The sequence below is a fragment of the Arachnia propionica genome (genome assembly GCF_037055325.1).
Lineage (GTDB): Bacteria > Actinomycetota > Actinomycetes > Propionibacteriales > Propionibacteriaceae > Arachnia.
Genome location: NZ_CP146373.1, coordinates 1,754,004 through 1,774,587 on the forward strand (window position 1 = coordinate 1,754,004; position 20,584 = coordinate 1,774,587).

At 60.7% G+C, this 20,584-nt stretch carries 19 protein-coding genes; 15 read left to right on the forward strand and 4 right to left on the reverse strand.

The genetic code is table 11. The annotated features are described in order from the left end of the window. Positions 1-359 precede the first annotated feature (359 nt). Genes V7R84_RS08140 through V7R84_RS08150 form a run of 3 tightly spaced genes read left to right on the forward strand, consistent with a single transcriptional unit; the run spans position 360 to position 2,324 of the window. A complete protein-coding gene (locus V7R84_RS08140) occupies positions 360-518 on the forward strand; it encodes a hypothetical protein (RefSeq protein ID WP_338567846.1) in 159 nt (52 codons plus the stop codon). Next, positions 515-1,156 (forward strand): TNT domain-containing protein, encoded by a 642-nt coding sequence (locus V7R84_RS08145; RefSeq protein WP_338567848.1) that lies wholly within the window; start codon positions 515-517, stop codon positions 1,154-1,156. Before V7R84_RS08140 ends, V7R84_RS08145 begins: the two co-directional genes overlap by 4 nt. Before the next feature lie 16 nt (positions 1,157-1,172). After that, on the forward strand, positions 1,173-2,324 hold the full coding sequence (locus V7R84_RS08150; protein WP_338567849.1) for a hypothetical protein: 1,152 nt from the start codon (positions 1,173-1,175) through the stop codon (positions 2,322-2,324). Between the two features lie 41 nt (positions 2,325-2,365). Here the strand turns inward: V7R84_RS08150 and V7R84_RS08155 are convergent, their stop codons facing one another. After that, positions 2,366-2,869, reverse strand: a complete 504-nt coding sequence (locus V7R84_RS08155) for a hypothetical protein (RefSeq protein WP_338567850.1) — start codon at positions 2,867-2,869, stop codon at positions 2,366-2,368. Between the two features lie 72 nt (positions 2,870-2,941). Between V7R84_RS08155 and V7R84_RS08160 the strand changes: the two genes are divergently transcribed. From V7R84_RS08160 to V7R84_RS08190, 7 genes are all read left to right on the forward strand, one after another. Continuing rightward, a complete protein-coding gene (locus tag V7R84_RS08160; protein WP_338567852.1) occupies positions 2,942-3,391 on the forward strand; it encodes a DUF6301 family protein in 450 nt (149 codons plus the stop codon). A gap of 458 nt (positions 3,392-3,849) precedes the next feature. Further along, positions 3,850-4,473, forward strand: coding sequence for a transposase family protein (locus tag V7R84_RS08165; RefSeq protein ID WP_338567853.1), 624 nt, complete (start codon positions 3,850-3,852; stop codon positions 4,471-4,473). Positions 4,474-4,483: 10 nt separating this feature from the next. After that, positions 4,484-4,837: a TY-Chap domain-containing protein gene (locus tag V7R84_RS08170; protein WP_412728116.1), complete on the forward strand. Its 354-nt coding sequence runs from the start codon at positions 4,484-4,486 to the stop codon at positions 4,835-4,837. Between the two features lie 823 nt (positions 4,838-5,660). After that, positions 5,661-6,251 carry a hypothetical protein gene (locus tag V7R84_RS08175; RefSeq protein WP_338567857.1) on the forward strand — a complete coding sequence of 197 codons (591 nt, stop codon included), beginning with the start codon at positions 5,661-5,663 and terminating at the stop codon, positions 6,249-6,251. Continuing rightward, positions 6,251-6,688 (forward strand): DUF6301 family protein, encoded by a 438-nt coding sequence (locus V7R84_RS08180; protein ID WP_338567859.1) that lies wholly within the window; start codon positions 6,251-6,253, stop codon positions 6,686-6,688. Before V7R84_RS08175 ends, V7R84_RS08180 begins: the two co-directional genes overlap by 1 nt. Before the next feature lie 45 nt (positions 6,689-6,733). Further along, positions 6,734-7,225 carry a TY-Chap domain-containing protein gene (locus tag V7R84_RS08185; protein ID WP_338567861.1) on the forward strand — a complete coding sequence of 164 codons (492 nt, stop codon included), beginning with the start codon at positions 6,734-6,736 and terminating at the stop codon, positions 7,223-7,225. Between the two features lie 333 nt (positions 7,226-7,558). Then, positions 7,559-7,960 carry a hypothetical protein gene (locus V7R84_RS08190; protein ID WP_338567862.1) on the forward strand — a complete coding sequence of 134 codons (402 nt, stop codon included), beginning with the start codon at positions 7,559-7,561 and terminating at the stop codon, positions 7,958-7,960. 49 nt (positions 7,961-8,009) lie between these two features. Here V7R84_RS08190 and eccCa read toward each other — a convergent pair whose 3' ends face one another. Beyond that, positions 8,010-12,032, reverse strand: a complete 4,023-nt coding sequence (gene eccCa, locus V7R84_RS08195; protein WP_338567863.1) for a type VII secretion protein EccCa — start codon at positions 12,030-12,032, stop codon at positions 8,010-8,012. A gap of 110 nt (positions 12,033-12,142) precedes the next feature. Here eccCa and V7R84_RS08200 point away from each other — a divergent pair, with 110 nt between their 5' ends. Continuing rightward, positions 12,143-13,477, forward strand: a complete 1,335-nt coding sequence (locus V7R84_RS08200) for a hypothetical protein (protein WP_338567864.1) — start codon at positions 12,143-12,145, stop codon at positions 13,475-13,477. Next, positions 13,474-15,045, forward strand: a complete 1,572-nt coding sequence (locus tag V7R84_RS08205; protein WP_338567866.1) for a hypothetical protein — start codon at positions 13,474-13,476, stop codon at positions 15,043-15,045. Before V7R84_RS08200 ends, V7R84_RS08205 begins: the two co-directional genes overlap by 4 nt. Before the next feature lie 246 nt (positions 15,046-15,291). Here V7R84_RS08205 and V7R84_RS08210 read toward each other — a convergent pair whose 3' ends face one another. Both V7R84_RS08210 and V7R84_RS08215 read right to left on the reverse strand, forming a co-directional pair. Beyond that, positions 15,292-15,585 carry a WXG100 family type VII secretion target gene (locus tag V7R84_RS08210; protein ID WP_338567868.1) on the reverse strand — a complete coding sequence of 98 codons (294 nt, stop codon included), beginning with the start codon at positions 15,583-15,585 and terminating at the stop codon, positions 15,292-15,294. A gap of 26 nt (positions 15,586-15,611) precedes the next feature. Then, positions 15,612-15,926 carry a WXG100 family type VII secretion target gene (locus V7R84_RS08215; protein WP_338567870.1) on the reverse strand — a complete coding sequence of 105 codons (315 nt, stop codon included), beginning with the start codon at positions 15,924-15,926 and terminating at the stop codon, positions 15,612-15,614. 207 nt (positions 15,927-16,133) lie between these two features. Between V7R84_RS08215 and eccD the strand changes: the two genes are divergently transcribed. Genes eccD through V7R84_RS08230 form a run of 3 tightly spaced genes read left to right on the forward strand, consistent with a single transcriptional unit; the run spans position 16,134 to position 20,151 of the window. Further along, positions 16,134-17,447, forward strand: a complete 1,314-nt coding sequence (eccD, locus tag V7R84_RS08220) for a type VII secretion integral membrane protein EccD (protein ID WP_338567872.1) — start codon at positions 16,134-16,136, stop codon at positions 17,445-17,447. Continuing rightward, positions 17,447-18,835: a type VII secretion protein EccB gene (gene eccB, locus V7R84_RS08225; RefSeq protein ID WP_338567874.1), complete on the forward strand. Its 1,389-nt coding sequence runs from the start codon at positions 17,447-17,449 to the stop codon at positions 18,833-18,835. The genes eccD and eccB overlap by 1 nt, the downstream gene beginning before the upstream one ends. Then, positions 18,832-20,151 (forward strand): S8 family serine peptidase, encoded by a 1,320-nt coding sequence (locus V7R84_RS08230; RefSeq protein WP_338567876.1) that lies wholly within the window; start codon positions 18,832-18,834, stop codon positions 20,149-20,151. Before eccB ends, V7R84_RS08230 begins: the two co-directional genes overlap by 4 nt. Positions 20,152-20,584 lie beyond the last annotated feature (433 nt).

A 20,584-nucleotide genomic window follows, 5' to 3' on the forward strand; every position in this document is an offset into this window, starting at 1 on the left:
GACCAGCAGATCCCTAGTCAAATCACACTCGAGGATAGCCGCGCAAGTTATTTAAAGAGGCGCGCATCGACAAGGGGATGGCAGCCTGTTCTTGTCGCGCGTCAGACTATGCGGCAGGGCTGTTATGCAGAAAGAAAGTCACTGAGTAGTCGATCAGATGGCGAATAGCCGAGTTCATGGAGGCCGGCAGGACCACTCTGGTGGCTGGCTGGTTCGGTCCGTCGTCTCGGGAAGAGTAGCTAGAGGCCAAGGGCGCCAAGTTGCCCCAGACACTAGGCCAGGCAGACCTTGGAGGTCAGAGCGTGGAACAAGTCGACTGGAGGCCGACTGGGCATTTCGAAGACCTCAAGGTGATCCGCATGAAAGCGGACATATTGACCGTGAGGCTCTGCCAGCTCTTCGACATGCCCGAGCAGACCTGGCGCCGCTCGCAGGCCAAGGGCCCGCACCGAGGGCTCCCTAGCCGCCACAATGGCGGAGACAACCACAACAAGACGTTACAGACCCCGAACTGGTGAGGCTCCGAGACCGACCCTCGGAAACCATCGATGACGTCAGGCAGGTCAACGAAGAACTGCCATCGCACTACACTGGAGAACATGCCGAGGTAGGGAAAGCGCTGGACGACGGCTACGGATTGATTGAGGATCCGACTCACCACTTCGGAACCAATCCAGAAACGGACCTACCCAACTCTTATAACGACCAGGCGGAGAAATACCGACGCAACGAAACGGATTGCTATTGGCCAGAAAGCGACCCCGACGGTCCGGTAACCAATGGGATGAATTCTGGTTCGATCGAAAATGAATACAAGATCGACAATTACATCGAGAAATATGGTGACCGCATAGATCGCGTAGGAGATCCAGGAGGAAAATATTTTGGGGCCATCGATGGAGACCACGTATCTAGCTTTTCGGAAAGATCTATCGATCCCAGATCTGCCTGCAAGCCTTATTACCAGTATAAGCTCACAGGATACTGGCCAGAGGGCTACAGGATCGAAACGGGAATCGTCGCTCCATGGCACGACTCACCAGGCGGCGCACGGCAAGTACAAATCTACAATGATTCAAACCGCGCCGTGAGTGCAGAAGAAGCATTAAAAGAAGGAATTTTAAGAGGAGATACCAACTATGACGGATTGCATTAGCAGATTGATCACATCCTTGCGTGAGGTTGAGGTTCGCGCTCATGATGACAAGGGGTTTCTGAGTATTCACCGCGGACGAAACATAAATAACGTCCGCTTCTGGGGCACAGAGGAGGCATGGAATTTTGGCTATCTACGCTGGCCCATGGAACCAACAGCAGCTCTCGCCACTCCCGATCGCGATGTCGCGCTTCGCTGGCTCATCTGCTGCACCGGCAACCTGTATCGCAAGAAGCAGGAATGGCCCTTCCTCCTTCCCCTCCGAACCATTTCCGAATTCGCGAGCGGCTGGACAGCCGAACAAACCTCTGAACAAACCGTGGTCTACAGTGTCAAAGCCACCGGTCGTCTCATCCGACCCAACGGCACCCCGGTCGACATGGACATGACCACCACCTTCCCCCACGCCCCGGAACTCGCGGCCCTCTCCCACCTCATGCACCTAACCCCCGACCAGGTCCTGGACGCCTACCTCACCCCCGACGGCGGCCCCCTGAACCATCTCCTCGAACACGGAGACCCCGTCACCAACCAAGGTGCAGACTTCAAGCGAATGGTCGACGCCCACACCGAACCTGCATCGGTACACACAGAAGGCTTCACCATAGACTGGAACAAACACTTCTGGCTCGAGGACGGCTGCTGGCACTACGGAACCACAGAACGCAGCGAAAGCAGAAGCGAAGACATCTCCAGCCCCCATCAAGACTTGGTGCTTCGCTGGGCCGCATTTGAAACCCTGAACATCTTCCGCAGAAGGAAAAAATGGCCACTACTCTTCACTAGCCCTCTCCCGAAAATCGCCATGGGCTGGACTGTGAAAGAAACACACAACAGGACCCGCGGCACCTTGGTCTCCCCGGAAGGAACCGTCTTGGAGATGGTCCTGAAAGCACTCATGTCAAGCCCTTGGAAGTTGAACGTATATTCTCATCTCGCACCAGCACTCCTGAGCAGATCATCGACAATTTCCTGCTGGAGGATGGCGGCTCCTTCCGAAATTACCTCGCCACACCGCCATCCTCCTAGACAGGAACCCACAAGTGACACATTGACTCCGCCCCACGGCATCAAATACCACACTAAGGCTTATACACAAGCCATCTTCGAGTCATTAAAACACCTAGCCAAGTCGCGCCTAGCGGCAACCGTGAGTGAGCCTACATAAAAGAAACGGATCCAGCCGAAAAACTTCGGGAGACCATTGGTTCAATACCTACGTGGAGGAGAACGGCAGGATCCGCTGAGAAGACAAAAATGGGAATGATTGGAGACTAGCCTCCAAAATATGGCTATAATATCCGGACCGTAGATGTCATGATTCAACATTCGATAGACTCCAAGGGGAAGGAGTGGACCTTGGAACTGAGCAAAGAGACCAAAGAAAAAGTATTCAAGGCTTTCAGTGCTTGGCGGGCGAGAAAAAATCCCGCCGCTCGTGTAACCTCCCTGAACGACTGGAGCATTGGTCGATATAAAGAAGTTTTCATCATAGCTCGCAGCGGGGGGCGAAGGGGAAACTGCCTGTATTTCGTGAAAGATGATAAATGCGTTGAGTTTTCCCCCGCCTTCGCGGATATCGATTCGATATATCAGGTATTCCTCCAAGACGAGGAACCCGAGAAAAGCTAGAGCGTCAAGAAACCCAGCCCTTGGCGCCGAGGCCACAGAAGCCCTGCCCATCGACACCACATATTGCGAACGCTTCACCACGCCGATAACCTAGAAGAAAGGCAATCGATCGAAGTATCATCCCGAACACACCTCGAGGGACACGAGAAGTTGATGAATGCATTCACACGTGACGATTTCGTGACATGGATGGAAAGGCTTGCCCATGTGCCGTGGCCGATGACCCTCGACGCTTTCACCAATCTTGCTCCAGAACTGGACTGGACTTTCACTGGCTATCAGTACAGCTTCACAGCAGACTTCGCTATAGGCACACGAAAAGTGGTGGTCATCGACAATAAAGCAGGCGACGTCCACACGATCTCCTTTGTTCTAGCCAAACCCGCTCTGGAAGGGGTGGAACTACTCTCCAAGCTGAACGATCTTTTTAGCGGCTATGTCGCAGCCGCTTCGGAAACTTGGGGACCACCCATACGGACAGTACAGGGAAGAAACCCCGTAGCAGCTTGGACTCTCCCGCAAGCCTGCATCGCGGAGATCACCAGAAGCGAAGAGAAGATCCATGCGAAATTTCTCACACCTCAAGGAGCAAGGTTCTACTAGACGCCCATTCCCTTTCATCGCCCGCGAGCAGTATTCAGTGAGGTCTCATGATTTGGCAAGAGTTTGAAGTAAATCTTTTCTCCACAATAACAAATTTCACCGCTCGGACGATCTTGATCATTGGCGCATCGGACAGACACGGGAAAACCGGAGTTCCCTTCGCGCAGTTCGCCGGAATCAATGCCCTGAGGCTTATTCATAGGGGTGTTTTGGCTTTCTCCAACTAACGCTTTATCCGAGGGGGATGTGGGGGCGGCTTGCCCGATCTGAGACAATTCAAAGTGTTCTACTACAAAGACTCTCAGATGAAAGACAAGCCGCTGCCGTGAATACTACCACGATCCTTGAGCGTGATCAGATCCTTGACCTGTGTGAACTGATCCACACATCCCATTCCGGAAACCTATCCGGCAGCAGGATCCCGTGCCCTAGGCTTGTTCCGCTGTATCCAAATCACTGTGTTAACACTCAGACACAACCTCACCCAAGAGTTACTGGCCGACATCCACACAGTTTCCCAAGCCACCATCTCGAGGGTGATTACGGTTTACACTCCCTTGATCGCCGAGGCCCTCCAAGCCTGGGTGCCCGGCACGGGGGACCTCGACCCTGACCGTCAGTACATCATCGACGGTACTCTGGCGCCCTGCTGGTCGTGGCACGACCGTCCCGAACTGTACTCAGGCAAACACCACACCACAGGAGTGAACCTGCAAGTGGCCTGCACCCTGACCGGACAGCTCGCCTGGATCTCCCCACCCCTGCCAGGTAGTGTGCATGATGCAAAGGCCATCACAGAATCCGGATTCCTCACAACCCTCAATGGTCAAAGTCATATCGGGGACAAGGGCTACATCGGATTGGGAATGATCACCCCCGCGAAGAAACCCGCCCATGGTGAACTCACCAACACCGATAAAAGAAACAACACGACCATCAACCGCATCCGCTACCTCATCGAACGCGTCATCACGAACCTCAAAACCTGGCGTGTCCTCCACACCGATTACCGCCGCCCCTACAACACCTTCGAAACCACAATACAAGCCGTCACCGGACTCATCTTCGCCTACACCCCATGAATAAGCCTCCCTGTATGGAGGGAATACGGACCTCGTGGCCGCGATTTGTGGCGAGAATGTCCCGGGGGACATGGCAACCTTCACACCCCAGCAACGTGATGATCTGGAGCAGCTCGGGTTCACTCCGTCCGACGATGGGGTGACATGGCAGCGAAGGCTTCCGTGGCCAGCAATGAGTCGTGTCATTTGGGACACTGTCCAGGCAAGCACCCTGCGTCTACGAGATATTGGCGGCATCGAATCACCCGATCAGCTAACTTACAAGGCATGGCGCTACCCCAGCGACAGCACCAAAAATGCAAACGACATCGGCGACAAGAAACTCCACATTCCTGAACTTAGAATCCCGCGAGAGCAGCAATAATTGCAGCATCGCACGCGCCGCAGCCACACCTTGCTCGCCTCAACCCAGATGGCTGCAAAGAATACGGTTTCCTTAATGGCCTTCGCATCATGAGGAAGCAGGAAGAGCCGGGCAATGTTTCGAACCAAGGCACAAGCCACCTGCAGGCTCACTCCCGTCTTCTGATGCTTACCTGAGTACGGCTCAGGGATACTCGCGCCACGACCAGCAAGGCACCAAAGTACTGTCAATGAGGCTTATTCATGGGGTGTAGACGAAGATGAGTCCGGTGACGGCTTGTATTGTGGTTTCGTGTAGACCGCCACCACTCTCGAGATGGTGGCTTGGGAGACCATGTGGATGTCGGCCAGCAACTCCTGGGTGAGATTGTGTCTAAGCATTAACAAAATGGATCTGGATACAGCGAAACAACCCCAAGGTGCGAGATCTTGCTGCCGGATAGGTTTCCGGAACGGGATGTATGGATCAGTTCGCACAGGTTGAGGATCTGGTTGCGGTCAAGGCTTGTGGTAACATTCATGGCAGCGGCTTGTCTTTTATCTGAGGGTTTTTTCTACACCTTGAATTGTCTCAGATTAGGCAAGCCGCCCTCACATCCCCCTTAGGACAAAGCGCTAGCTGAAGAAAACCAAAACACCCCTATGAATAAGCCTCATGGTTTGCATATAGAGGATTATTCACAGCTATCCTCACGATGTGTCTGACTAGAGTTTTCGCTGGTTGACGCGCCGTCTGTGAATAACCCTCATAGCCCTCTTTACCCAAGGGGCACAACAGCTAGGATACCCCACAGGGTTATCAGCTAACCTCTCAGGAGCCATGCATGACAAACCAGACCCCGCCCTCCCACACTCATGAGCCCACACCCGAGGAACGTCTGGCCAACGCCATCGAAGGCATACGTCACCTACCTCCTGTTGGTGGCGTCACTTTCCGCGGCATCACTACCCCTCGCGCAACAGCCCCAAGCGTTCTGGTCACTCAGAACATCACAGCCACCAGCCGCGACCTGACCGTGGCCACCATCGGCCTGACCAGCCCTGGCATCGCAGCCGTCATCCTCCATACCGGAAGGGACGTAACCCCGCTCTCAGCAGTACCTCAAGCCCAAGAAGTAGCGCTGCTTCCCGGCACCGTCCTCTTCACCGGACGTTTCGTAGAAATCGCCGGGCATACCCTTGAAATCGTCGAACAACTCCTTCCCACCGACGACGGCCAATGGACCTCATCCACCACCACGGAAGGCCTTACTCGACTCACCCAAGCCGTCGCCACCGCGATCAACAATGCCACAGGACAGCCCTGCCCCATCAACACCGCATATTGCGAACGCTTCACCACACCAATAGCCTACAAGAAAGACAAGCGATCGAAGTATCATCCCGAACACACCTCGAGGGACACGAGAAGTTGATGAATGCATTCACACGTGACGATTTCGTGACATGGATGGAAAGGCTTGCCCATGTGCCGTGGCCGATGACCCTCGACGCTTTCACCGATCTTGCTCCAGAACTGGGCTGGACTTTCACTGGCTATCAGTACAGCTTCACAGCCGGAAAACGGGACGTGGTGGTCCTAAAGAACAGAGCGGGAGACGTCCGATCAATCTCCTTTATTCTGGTCAAACCCGCCTTGGAAGGCATCGCCCTACGGGCCGCCCTGAACGATTCCTTTATTGACTACGTCACCTCTGCTTCACAGGCTTGGGGGAAACCGATCCGAGCCATCCCAGAGAAGAACCCCATGATAGCTTGGTCTCTCCCTTTGAGTGGAATAGCAGAAGTCACCAGGAACACCAACAAAGTTTACACAACATTCATCACACCGCAGGGAACAGCCCCCTGCTAGCAGGGTCAGCATGTACCCGACACGCCACAACCATCGAGAGCTTCCATGATCTGGTCAGATTTTGAAACACGCCTCTTCGTAACGATAACGGATCTCGCGTCGCGGACGGTCTTGATCATCGGCGCACGGGATGATCAAGGAAAAACAGGATTCCCTTTCGTACAATTCGCCGGTCTTAACGCCCTGTACGGAGGAAATGACGACATCATAGCTGAGCTCTGTGGGGAAAATGTTCCTGAAGACATGGCAATCTTCACAGCCCAGCAACGCGATGACTTGGAACGCCTCGGTTTCGCTCCAGCCGAAGACGGGTCAACAACGTGGCGCCAGAACCTCCCTTGGCCCACCCCGAGCCGCATCATCATGAACACCGTTCAAGCAAGCACCCTACGCCTTCGAGACATCGGTGGAATCCCATCACCCGACGACCTCACCTACCAGGCTTGGCGCTACCCCAGCAGAACACCAGATTTGGAACACGATCCCGGGGATATGAACCTCCACATTCCCGAACTTGGAATCCCGCGAGAACAATAAGGATGTCCAGCGCTCAAAGCCCACTCTCCTCTCCTGCTGCCACCGCATTCTGAGCAACGCCGCCGGTGACATGCCGTACGGCGATCCGCCACGTTCACACGCCATCGCGTCTGAAGGTGGGATGTCGCGCATTCCTCCCGAGGAGAGAAGATGCCAATCAAACATCTCTCGACGCACCTGAGCGGCTGCCATCCCAGTACACTACGAACAAGGCCCGATTGACGTCGAGGACACCGGGTCACCTTCCTCACACAACACAATCGTCCGACACACAAGCACACAAGCCGATGACACGCGACCCGACTGATCCATCCCGAAAGGAGAACCATCACGATGGACCCATTCGACCAACGCCTGGCACAACTGGACGTGGACATCGAGGCCGCACATCAACGAGCCGCCGCAGCCACGGCTTTCCGGCAAGGCACGGAGAAGGTGCGCGGCAGAAGCAGCGTGGACGGCATCGAGGTAACCGTCGACTCAGCCGGCACCCTCATCGACCTCGACCTCGGGCAAGACCTGGCATGGGCCCGGAAAGCGATCCTGGAGGCCTACCAGAAGGCCCGGCAAGAAGCGGGACGCGCAGTCGTCACACTGGCCCAGGAAAACCTCGGCGAGGACGACCCCTCCATCTCCCGACTCCAGGAGGTCTACGGCATCACCGACGAACCCGAACGGCCCGAGGACGGCGGCACCCCCCGGGTGGGTGTGTGGCGTCCCGGTGGGTCACTCTGACCAACGTCCTGGCGCGTCCCGCCCAGGGCGGACGGGACGTCGTCCCGGCTCAGGTGTTCGGCTCCGACCACACCAGCTGGGCCAAGAAATTACCCGCGTCACGTGAGATCACCTGGGCGCGACCCGCATCCAGCTTCATGGGCTTGATCCTGCCGATGATCGCACCCTCATCCGGACTGCCTGACATGAGAATGCCGGTCGTCCCCAAATCCCTCATCGCCTGAAGCACCGGTTCGAAGGCCGCCCGGGAAGCACCACCCATACGACGAACCACCATGACGTGCAGGCCGACATCCTGGGCCTGCGCCATCAACGGCTGCAGTACCGCCACCGGGTTGCGTCCCTGCAACGCCACCAGGTCGTAGTCGTCGACCAGGACCCAGGCCTCAGCGCCCGTCCACCAGGAACGGTCACGCAGCTGCTTCGATGTGACCTTGTCGTTCGGCATGCGCGTCTTCAGGTATTCGGCCAGGCCGCCGAGGTTCTCCTCGGCCTCGTCCTTGTTCGTCATGTACGCGGCAAGGTATTCCTCCGGCACCTGATCCAACAACGAACGCCGATAGTCCACCACGAAGATCTGCGCGTCCTTTGGGCTGTGCGTGCGCACCACTTCCTGGGCGATCGAACGCAGGAATGTCGTCTTGCCCGCCTTCGCGTCGCCGAACAAGAACAGGTGGCTCTCCTGACGAGGATGGAACATGAACGGGCCGAGGCGGGACTCCTCCACCCCCAGCACGAGCCCCTGCGCAGCAGCCGGCTGATCCAGCAGTTCCTTGACCGTGATCCGTCCAGGTAGCAGCCGCAGCTTCGGTCCCGGCTTCGTGGCCTTCGCGATGGCTTCGAGGGTCGTCGCCACGCCCTTACCGAGGGTCGAGGGGTCGTGATCGCCGTCAGCACGAGGCAGCGCCACCAGGACGTGGTGAGTGCCCACCTCCTGGCCGCGACCGGGACGCTCCAGGGGAACCCCTGCCGCCACCTTCCGGTTGAACTTCGTGTCACTGGCGTCGCCGAGCCTCAGCTCCAGCCGCGACCCGAGAGCATCCGCCACCTGCTGACGGAAATCCGCCCACCGGTTGGAAGACACCATCACGTGCACCCCGAACGACAGGGCACGCGCCATCAGCGCCATCACGCGCATGTCCAGGCCCTCGATGTCGGTTTTCATGGCGGCCCATCCGTCGATCACGAGGAACACATCCCCGTAGCCGTCGTCGAACCGTCCCTGCCGGTAGGTGTCCATCGAGTCGATGCGATTCGCGCGGAAATACTTCTCGCGATCATTCATGATGCCCTCGATCTCGGCCATCATCCGGTTGATCACGTCCGGGCGGTCACGGGTCGCCACACCCGCTATGTGGGCCGCACCCTCGAAGGGTGTGAAGGTGCCACCGCCCAGATCCAGGACGTAGAACTGCACCTCTTTCGGGGTGTGCACCAGGCTCAGCGCCATCACCACCGACCGCAGAGTGGTCGACTTGCCCGTCAACGGCCCGCCGACCACAGCGAAATGGCCATTGGCGCCGGAGAAGTCGAACTCCAGAATGTCGCGGCGCTGCTCCAAGGGAAGGTCCACGATCCCGACAGGGATGCACAACGGCCCGCGGGCCCGCCAGGACGGAGAAATCAACCCCAGCTCCGGGACCACCGTGAGGTCCTTCATCATCGAGTCCATCGTGTCCGACACGTCCAGCGGCGGCAGCCACACCTGATGGGCCGGCATGCCCTTGCCCTTCATCCGGGCGACGGCTATATCCATCTGGGTCATGTCGTCCCACTTTTCGTCGCCGGGTTTCACAACCGGACCGCTGGGGACGACGGGCTCCTCCACGGGCTCCTCCTCCTTGACGACCAGCTCGGTCGTGAAGGGCAGGATCGTGACCGGACCCGTGCTCCCCCCTTCCCGAGCCACGGTCTCCGCCTTCCGGGTGGGGGGTGGGGCGGCCACGTAGGAGGCTCGGAAACGGATCATCTGGTCCGTGCCCGGTTTCAGGTAGCCGACGCCGGGGTAGGACGGTAGCTCGTAGGCGTCGGGCACACCCAGGACGTCACGCGACTCGCTCGCGGAGAAGGTGCGCAAACCGATCCGGTAGGACAGGTGCGAGTCCAGGCCCTTCAGGCGTCCCGCCTCCAGGCGCTGCGAGGACAGCAGCAGGTGGATCGACATCGAACGTCCCAGCCGCCCGATCGCGACGAACAGATCCACGAACTCGGGTTTCGCACTCAGCAGCTCCGAGAACTCGTCGAGGATCAGGAACAGTGCGGGCATGGGCGGGAAGTCGTGCTTTCCCGCGATCCGGTCCGCCTCGTAGTCGGTGACGTTGGCGTAGTTGCCTGCGTCACGCAGCACCTCCTGCCGACGCACCATCTCACCACGCAGGGCGTCCTGCATGCGGTCCACCAGAGACAGCTCCGATTCCAGGTTCGAGATCATGGCCGACACGTGGGGCAGATCCGACATGCCCGCGAAGGTCGCGCCGCCCTTGAAGTCAACCAGGACGAAGTTCAACTGCTCCGGCGAATGCGTCAACGCCATCGCCAACACCAGCGTTCGCAGCACCTCGGACTTGCCGGAACCAGTAGCACCGACCAGCAGGCCGTGCGGGCCCATGCCCTGTTGCGCCGATTCCTTGATGTCGAGGGCCACCGGGACACCCTCAGGGGTCACCCCGAAGGGCACCTTCAGCCGATCGCGACCCTCACGCCGCTTCCACTGCCTGTCCGGGTCGAAGTCGCGGATGTCGCCGCAGCCCAGCAGCTCCGTCAAGTCCTGGGAACGTTTCGGATCGGACTTGCCAACCGGGGACTCCGATTCGGGACGTTCCTCGGTGACCCACGGGGCCATGCGCCGCGCGACCGCCTCGGCCTGCGCCTCCCCCATGACGTCCGGGGTGGCGATGATGGGTTCCTGGTCGAGGAGCAGCAGCTCCATCTGCCCGCGGTCCCCGTCCTCCTGCCCGGGATGCAGGATCATGCGCAGAGTCGACCGGGAAGTCATCGGTCCCCAGGACGTCATGGTCCGCACGACCGTCACGCCCTCGGTCCCCCCGAAACCGCCGAGGGTGCTGTTGACCGGAAGGTCCATGCCGTCGAGGATCAGGAAAAGATGCGGCCACGCCGTCGCCTCCGAACGTGCCCGGAACGTGCCGCGATCCGTGTACTCCTCACCGAGCATTTCCTCCAGCTCGCCGGGACCGGTGACCACCATGCGGGCCGGCCCCAGGGCATCGCTGACCTGCGTGGAGCGGGCGTGGGGCAGCCACTTGACCCATTCCCAGTGTTTCCGGTTCGCCTCGGAGCACACGACCGCGACACGCAGGGCCTGCGGGGAGGCGAAGGTCGTCATGTGCATGAGCATGGCCCGCACCTGCGAGCGCGTCGCACCGGCCGGACCGGCGACGTCGACGTGACTGAAGTCGCCGAGCATGACGCCGAAGGGCATCTCGTCAACCATCGAGTGTGAGTCGATGAACCGCCGCATCGCGGAATGACACACCACGTCAGGCTTGGCGAGGGGGGCGATTTCCGGCTCAACGAGCTCCATCGCTAGCGACTGCGAGGAGGTACCCAGCCGCACCTGCATGGCCATCATGTCGCCCGCCTCCCGTTCCCACAGGCGGGTGCCTTCCTGGGCGATCAGCACCAACGCATCCGGTGAGGGCAGATGCCAACCGATGTAGGCGCGCTGCTTGCGGGTGACGATGCGCACGGTCGTGCGGGTCTCGCTCAGATAGGTCAGGTATTCGCGACGCAGGGTGTCGATCTTCTGCCGGTGCCCGGAGACCTGGCGATAGATGTTGAACCCCACCATCGACAGCATGGCGACGATCATGCCACCCCCCATGAGCAGCATCCTGGTGTTCTGTCCCTGGGACATCGCCATGAACACCATGACGCCCATCGAACCCATCATCGGGATAACGGTCATCAAAACGCTTCCCATGCCCGCAGCCTCGGGCTGATCGGGGGGCGCCTGGATGTCGATCTGCCCGGTGGGAAGATCAGGGGCCTTAGCCTCACCCTGCTTGGTCTGGGCCATTCCCAAAGTACTCCCCGTCTCGTGTGGTCTGATCACGTCGTATGGTCTAGGTACCGTCGAAGCCGGCACCCATACTATCGTCATACGATGGGTCACACTTCGGCCCGAGCCGCCCAGATCACCGATCCAGCACCATGGAGGAACGCATGTCCACGCCTCTCGCGTCGACCACGGTCCTGCACGGCATGTCCAAGCGTGACGTCGCTGTCCCGGTCGGAACGACGGTGGCCTCCCTGATGCGCATGTTGGAGATCGATCCGACGTCCATGACCCTCGCCCACCCGGACGGCACCCCGGTAGGGCTGGAGCAGGTCATCGGCCCCGATCTGCCGTCCGGCGCCGTGCTGACTCTGAGCGGCAGCGTCGAAAGCGCCACCATCGCCAAACAGGTCGCAACCCGTGCCGCCTCGCCCTGGCTGCGACCCACCCTGGTTCTCGTCGTGTTCCTCACTCTGATGACGAGCATCGAGACGGCCTGCCTGATCGGCCCCGCCCTCGGGTGGTGGTTCGTTCCAGTGGCCCTGAGGGTGACGGCAGCCGTGATCTGCGCAGTGACGGTGGCTGTTTCGCTGCGGTGGTGGCGACTCCGCAACACCGCCCCAGGTCTCCTGGCCACCACGACGCTGATCGGTATCTGCGGGACAGCCGCCCTGCCGCCCTCCACGATTTTTCTCTCACAACTGGCGGTCGCGGTGACCACCTGGACAGCGCTGATGGCAGCACTGTGCATCTGGTTGATCGACAAATCGGCTCTCAGCGCCACCCTCGCAGCCGTGTGGGGAGCGGTCAGTCTTCTGGCGTCGTTCGTCATCATGTGGGACATTCCCATCACCATGGTCGCCCCCCTGGTCATGGCAGTGGCCACGATCGCGGTCTCGACCATTCCAAGTTTCGCGTTCCGTATCCCGGAGACCCAGTTGCTGGACCTACCCACCGTCACCACGTCCGCACCGACCGTGCGGGCTCCGCAGGTCGCACCACCCTCCCCCATCACCGCCGGCAAGATCCGCCGCACAATCAGCGAGGCCACGGCCCGTGATCAGTTGCTGCTCATCGTGTGCTGCAGCGCCGTCGGCATAACCGCCTTCCCGGCCTCACGCACGATGGGCGCCGATCAGTGGACCGGAGTCGTCGGCACCGTCATGATGGTCACCGCATTCCTGAGCATGGCGCTGGTGCCCCGTGCCCGACGCGACAGGCTGGGACGGATCCTGCCCCGGATCAGTGCCCTGCTGATCCTCATCGCGACGCTGACCACGCCCAGCACATCCCAGGCCCTGGGGTCGCAGATCACCACCTTGATCCTGACCATCATGGCAGCGACACTCAGCATCGCCGCCACGGCGCTCGCCAAGGCACGTCCCTCAGCGCTGATCGGGCGCATGGCCGACATCACACAGACGTTCTCCGTGTTCCTTCTCCTACCAGCAGCGGTCTACGCCGCCGGGCTGTTCGATCTCGTCCGACAGATGACATCATGACCCAGACCTACCCAGCCCAGTACCTTCCCCAGACCGGGTTCCCCTCGCCCGGGCCCGACCTCCTGCCGACCACGACATCCACGGCCCCCACCGGGGTTCTCGCTCCCGCCAGCGGGGCGAAACTCGCGTGTGCCTACCTGACGGATGCGGTCTGTGTCGCAGCCGTTGCCGGCCTGGTCTGGCTGCTGTTCCCCTCTCTGGTCATAACCGGCATTGTCGTGCTCCAGATGGCGGTGGTGTTCAGCCTGCTCCGCGCCCGCACGGGTCGCACGCCCGGCGCCCTGCTCACCCGCACTGCGGCTGTCACCGAGGGCACGTCCCGAGCTCCCGGCCTGAAACGTCAGCTGGTCCGCTCGATGCTGATGACCTTGCTCCACATCACTGCATTGGGTCCCCTGATCAGCATCCTCTTGGGTCGCGACGGCCAGGACTGGATGGATCGCATCTGCGGTACTGCCTCGGCAGATCTGCGTAAACCCGCCATCACGGCGGAACAGACACACACCCAGAGCGCTTTCTCCCCGTACGGAGATTTCGCCGCTGCACAGGCCTTCACCCCCGGCCACGACGCCGCCGTCCCGAACCCGTCCTTCACCAATCCGGCATCCCCGTTCCCGCAGAGCGCACCCATCGCGAACCCCGTGACACCACCGACTACGCCACAGTGGCCCTGGGCGGGAGCCCCTCAGGCGCAGGGACCCTGGGATCTTCCGAGCGCTCCTCAGCCAATTCCCCCCGTCGATAATGGCTACAACGCTGCAGCACCACTGACTTCTTGGGAACAGCCATCCCCACAGGCACCCGTCGCTGCGCCACCGGCGCCCTGGGGACAGCCGGCGCCACAGGCCTTCCAGAGCCAACCCAGTGCTCCTCAGCCGCCTGTCTGGCGGAGCACTGCGGCACCTCAGGCAGCTCCGTCTCAGGAACCGGTCGGTGGTGGATCCGCCGGCACGGGAGGCACATCCGCCACCGGCACCCCGCCGCCTTCGACACCCGGAAGGGCTGCCGTCAACCACGACGAAGCCTTGGAAGCGCGTCACAACGCTACCCAGAATCGTCCGGCACCGGCCACGTCCGAGCCCGCTGCCCCCTCCACGGTTGAGGAGGCAGCGCCACTACCCAAGGCACATCAGCTGTCGGGTCCGCGCCGCGCCGCCGCCCAGGCCCCCGACATCACCCAAACCCACTCCGTCCGGACTCCTCAGCATTCCGCGGCCTCTCCGGCAAGCGCCGCCAACGATGAACCCGTGGCATGGCTGGTGGTCGACTCGGGGCAGCGGGAGAAGATCGACGCCGTCCTGGTAATCGGTCGCGAACCCAGCAATGCTGCTGCGGGAGAGCGACTGGTTGCCCTTCCTGATCCCACCCGCTCGCTTTCACGCACCCACATGCGCGTCGGGGTCACCGACACCGGCCCCTGGGTGGAGGATGCCTTCTCCACCAATGGGGTCACGATCCGCACGGCAGAGAACATAGTGACCCGTCTGGAGAGCAGCAAACGCACCCCGGTTCCGTTCGGCACAACCCTCATCCTGGGGGAACGAACGATGAAAATCGTGGACGCGTGAGAAACACCAAAAGCTCGAGACCCCTCTCCCAGCTCCCCTTTCACAACGGTCGTGGTGACCTTGTGCCCGGAGAAAAGAAAAACCGCCCGCCTGATGGGCGGACGGGACAATAATCCCTGACAAGAATGCGTCCACGACCAGCGGGACGAAACCATCCCTCGCGGAGCTACCTACCCTCATGAGATGTCGCGCGAGACAGCACAAAGATGGGGCAGGAGCTCTCGCTCCCGCCCCATCTTTCAGCGGTCAGGCCTCGAAACGGCTCGCGTTCCTGGATTCGGTGTTCTGGTACTGAACACCAGCCTCCCCGACTTTCCCGTGCAGGTCCTGAAGGATGCTGTGCATATCGGCCATCTTCTGATCCCACTTGGCCTTGGAAGCCTGGTAGGCCTGCTGGGCCTGGCCGTCCCAGCTGCCGTACAGCTTCTTGACCTCACCATCCAGGGTATCCAAGGAGGTCTGAATCTTGTTCGACTCGTTCTGGACGTCGGTTGCAAGCTGCTGAATGGCGGAAAAAGATACCTTGATGTCTTCGCTCATTGATGTGTCTCCTTTGCTCCGAAAAATCAGCCCATGCGGGACGAGATGCTCTGGAAGGTCGACTGGTGCTCGTCTTCAGCCGCATTGTAATCGGTCTGCGTGGAGCGCAGGTTGGCCTCGAAGTTGTTCAACTCATTGTTGACTCCCTCGGCAGATTCCCGCCAGCGAGCAACTGTCTCAAGCATCGCCCTGGAGGCGGGGCTTTCCCAGCCACCGCGCACGGCCTGCGCGGACGAATCGACTGCGCTGATGCTCGACTGCACTTCGTTGCGAGCCGTCGCGCTGGCGTCGGCACCAGCAAGAATTGCGCCTGCACCTGCGCTATACGAGTTACTTGACATGTACATCCTCCAGTGAGATGGGTGCGGTGCGACCGACAGTTTCTGCCGCGCCGTTGATGACACTGAAGACTTTACTGCACGATCGGGTCAGGCTCCCAGACAGTCCGGTGGGATACAGACGTCACCCCCGGAGGAAGTAACCTTGAGCGCGGACCTCGTTACAGTACCCACACGACGAACCCCAGCTTCAACAGACAAAGGAACCCGATGCCTTCAACCGGAAGCTCCAGCGCCGGCGCCCTCATGCCAGTTTCACTGGCCATGAGTGGCAGCACCGTCGACATGTCGGTCCCACCCAATGTCGCCCTGGCCGAGCTGGTCCCCGCCATGGTCAAGGCTCTGGGACCGCTGGATTCTGGAACTGCCACGAAGGGTTTCACGGTCCGCACATCCGATGGCCACGCTCTCAACCAGTCACGGACGCTGCCCGATCAAGAGGTGCGTCCCGGCGCGGTTCTCACTATCGAACCGATGGGCAGCAACGCCCAGGACCAGCGATATGACGACCTCATCGAGGCCGTCGGAACAGCGGTTGCCGACAACTCGACGCCGTGGAAGAAAACCAATTCCGTCCAGCTCTCGGCGCACGCCTCAGCCGCTCTGGTGCTGCTCGCGGCCCTGCTCCTGGTCACCGGCACCCACGAGCCGATCCTGACGGCGGTGATCGGCGTCAGCGGAGCGCTCCTGACCACCCTGGCAACCGCGATCGTGGCGCGGATGCCGGATCGTCCCGGGGCACTCTCCCTGGGGCACACCACACCCATCCTGATCGCCTGCGCCGCCTTCGCGATCGCCCCGGGGGATTGGTCCGCGCTTCCCCTGGCGATGGCCGGGGCCGGCCTGTTGACCGGCGCCACGGCCCTTCTCGTGCTTCCCCCGGAGCTGAGCATCTCCATGACAGCACCCATGTCAGCGGGTGTTTCCTTCTGTCTCGTCGGTCTCATGGTGTACCTCATGAACCTGCGTCCTGACCGCGCGGCCAGCCTGGTCATGGCTCTGCTGGTCGTGATCACGCTCAGCGCCCCATGGGTGGCCCTGGCGCGGATGCCCGTCACCATCAACACGGACGGGGAGGACGAGAAGATCGACCCGACACAGGTGTACTCCCACGTCGGTGGCGCACGTGTGCTGGTCATCTCGTTGAAGGCCGGATGTTCCGCGGCCATGGTGGTCTTGTCCCCGCTGCTCACCACCTCGCCCACCACCGTCACCCTGCTGGCCTGCATCGGTGTGGCACTGATGCTCTCCACCCGGTCGCTACGGTCTCCGGTGGAGGTGCTCATCGGCGTGCTCACGGGCATGTTCCTGACCATTTTCGCCGCCATCTCAACCACAAAGGTGATCCCCTCGGCCCTGCCGTGGACCCTCGGCACGATCATCCTGGCAGCGGTCCTGCTGCTGGCGACCAATGTGGTGTCACAGAAGTTGCGTCCCTGGCTGACCCGGCTGGCGGATGCGGCAGGGATCCTGGCTCTGTTGGCAATCCTGCCGCTGACCGCTTTGGTCTGGGGAGTTCTCTGATGCCGTCGAACAAGGAGATCCTGGAGGCCCAACGTTACAACCGCCGCCGCCTGATCACGGCGTTCACGTCGGGGATACCAGGCGGGCGTGAGCTAGAGTCCAAATCGCCCTTCATCCCCCTGATTGTGGGCAGTGTCGTCGTCGCCATCATGCTGGGGGTCGGGGTCGTCATGAGCCGCTTCGCTCCCACCCTTCCCCAGGACTGGCAGGATTCCACCCTCATCGTTGTCAAGGGCACCGGGGCGAGGTACTACACAATCCAGGGCGTTCTGCGTCCGGTCACCAACATCACCTCCGCCCGTCTGTTGTCGGAAGCCGGCAAGTACAAGACCAGCGAGGTGCCCGCTTCTACCATCGACGGCATCAGGCGCGGCTCCCAGATCGGCATCACCGGCATCCCGGACGACGTTCCCAAGGCCGATCAGCTTCACTCGGACCAGTGGTTTTCCTGCGACATCTCCGGGAAGCCACACACGTGGGTGGCTCAGCTTCCAGCGGCGCGAACCGTCCGGGGCAGCGCCCTGGTCAAGTCTCAGGACGGTGATGTATTTCTGATCTCCAACGGCCTCAGACACAAGATCCCCAGCGGACTGACCCCCAACCCGCTGTACGCCCTGGGCCTGGATTCCGTCGCCCCGACCACGGTCAATTCGCAGTGGCTCTCCCTCTTCGAGCCAGGCTCGGACCTGAACTTCCTCAACCTCGAGGGCAACGGTCGGCCTGTCAACGGGATGCCCCCGTCGCTAAGTGCGGCAACCATCGGAAGCGTCATCGAGGTCAAGAGCGGCGACTCCACCAGACGGTACGTCGTCATCGGCGACAAGAAGGCCACGCAGCTGACGAACCTCACCGACAAGCTCTACAAGACGGGAACTCCGCTCAACGCCACACTCGATGACATCTCGAAGATCGACATCGTCAGCATCGACGCAGCCAACATTTCCCCAGCCGACTGGCCGAAGAGCATCGACGACACCATGCCAGCAGGCTCCCTGCCGTGCGCCCAGCTCGCGAAAAAACCCGACAACTCCTCCACTTCCGTGCTCTACTCGATGACCAGCCAGGACCTCACCGAGGCCCTCCCGAAACAGCAGGAAAGCAAAGGCGGGAACTCCAACAACTCGTTGAATCCGCCAACGGCCACCTCGGTCCGGGGCGGGTCGGGTGCGCTGATCCGCACCACGTCCGGCGGTAGCCTCGGCGTGGTCTCCTTGGTATCCGATCTGGGAACCCTCCACGGCATCGGTTCCCCAGCTGACGACACCCTGAAGCGCCTGGACTACGACGCGAGCAATGCGTACGAAGTCCCTGCCCCGTGGGCAGCGCTGATTCCCGAGGGAGAGGCATTGAATCCCGGGAAAGTCTGGGACACGGTGAAGGAACAATGACGAACCGGTACTCGCGTTCCCGTCAATGGCGGGACACAACCGTCCGGACCCTAGCCAGCGGGGTCTGCGGTCTGGTGATGGCAGCGATGTCTGCGGTCCCCGCACGGGCAGACCACGCTCTGGTGCCTGCGAAGGTCGTCGAGGAGAACAGCACCACACCCACGCCCAGCCAATGCACGCTCGACAAACCAACCCTGATGCCCCAGCGCCCACCAGCACTCGATCAGCTCGGCATCGAGGATGCGTGGAAGATTTCACGCGGCAACAAGGTGATCGTGGCGGTGGTCGACGCCGGTGTGGATGGCAACAACGTCCACTTCAAGAACAAAAACGTGCTCCTGCCAGGTTACGACATGATGGAGGGCGGGGACGGAAGCAGTGCCGTGGACCCACATGGCACCGCGATTGCGGGACAGATCAGCGCCCGGGAGGTCGAGGGTTCCGGACTGATTGGTGTGGCACCGGAATCCCAGATCCTGCCGGTTCGGGTACACGTGAAGGCGAATGACAAGGCGGAGGTCGAGAAGACCCGCGGACCGGAGCCCACCCACACCGCCACGGGAATCCAGTGGGCCGCCGACAACGGTGCGAAGGTGATCGTCGTGGCCCTGTCCTCCTCCGTCGACAATCCGTCGCTGAAGAGTGCCACGGAGTACGCCACCAGCCGAGGCGCCCTCGTGGTTGCGTCGGCTGGCAACCTGGATCCCCAGACCCCTGCGAAGCAACACAACGTGCCGCAATACCCGGCGGCCTACTCCGATGCGTTGGCGGTGACAGGAGTCGACACCACCGGAGCCCCGTCGGACGCCGTAATACACGGCCCACATATCGACGTGGCAGCACCGGGCATGAACGTGCTCACGACCTTCATGGGTGCTGGAGACTGCGTGCTCTCCGGGGACAAGCCGTCCACCTCATACGCCGCCGGGTATGTGGGTGGGGTCGCCGCACTGGTGGCTGCTGCCCATCCGGACGAGACCCCGGCGGACTGGAAGTATCGGATCCTGGCCACTGCCCTGCGACCTACACGCTCCATGCGTGACAACACAATCGGCTGGGGTCTGATTGCGCCGTACGACGCCCTCACCTTCACCAACGATGGAGCCATGCCCGGTCCTCCGAACCCGCGTTTCTCAACCTCAGCGACGCAGGAGGCGCCCACCATGACACCTCCCTCCCCGCAGAAGGATCAAAGACCGATGCGCACGATGGTTCTGGGAATCATCGCTGGAATCGGCTGTCTGGGGACTCTCGCTGCCCTGGCTGCTTCCCGTCTGCGTTCGCAGGATGCACCGCGCAGGAAACCACGCCGATAGCCCCCTTTCGTGGTCCTTCTGGAGATATTGCGTCAGGAACCTCCACGAACAACAGCAAGAATAGGAATCGACCGAGACGCTCCCAGACTTTCTCGAAAGGTGGACCCCTCAACCCGCATCCATCCACATGACTGGAAAATCGCTCCATATAAAGATGCGTACGTCGTGACGCCAAGCGGACCCGGGAGAACGAGTTATATGCAATATCATCAGGGATGGCGATTGCATCGGATTTTCCTCGCCCCTCCTCTCCTTAGAGTCGGCGCATCAGAAGCTTCTCGAACACAGGAAATCACGAGAAAGAAATTTCGGAGGATACCACCCTTATCACGATGGACACCTCAAGTTTTAACTCTAAAGGAAACGCTTTGAGCGTCAGCAAACTATTGAACGAAGGAATTCTGAGGGGAGCCACCGATTTTGTTGGACTGCC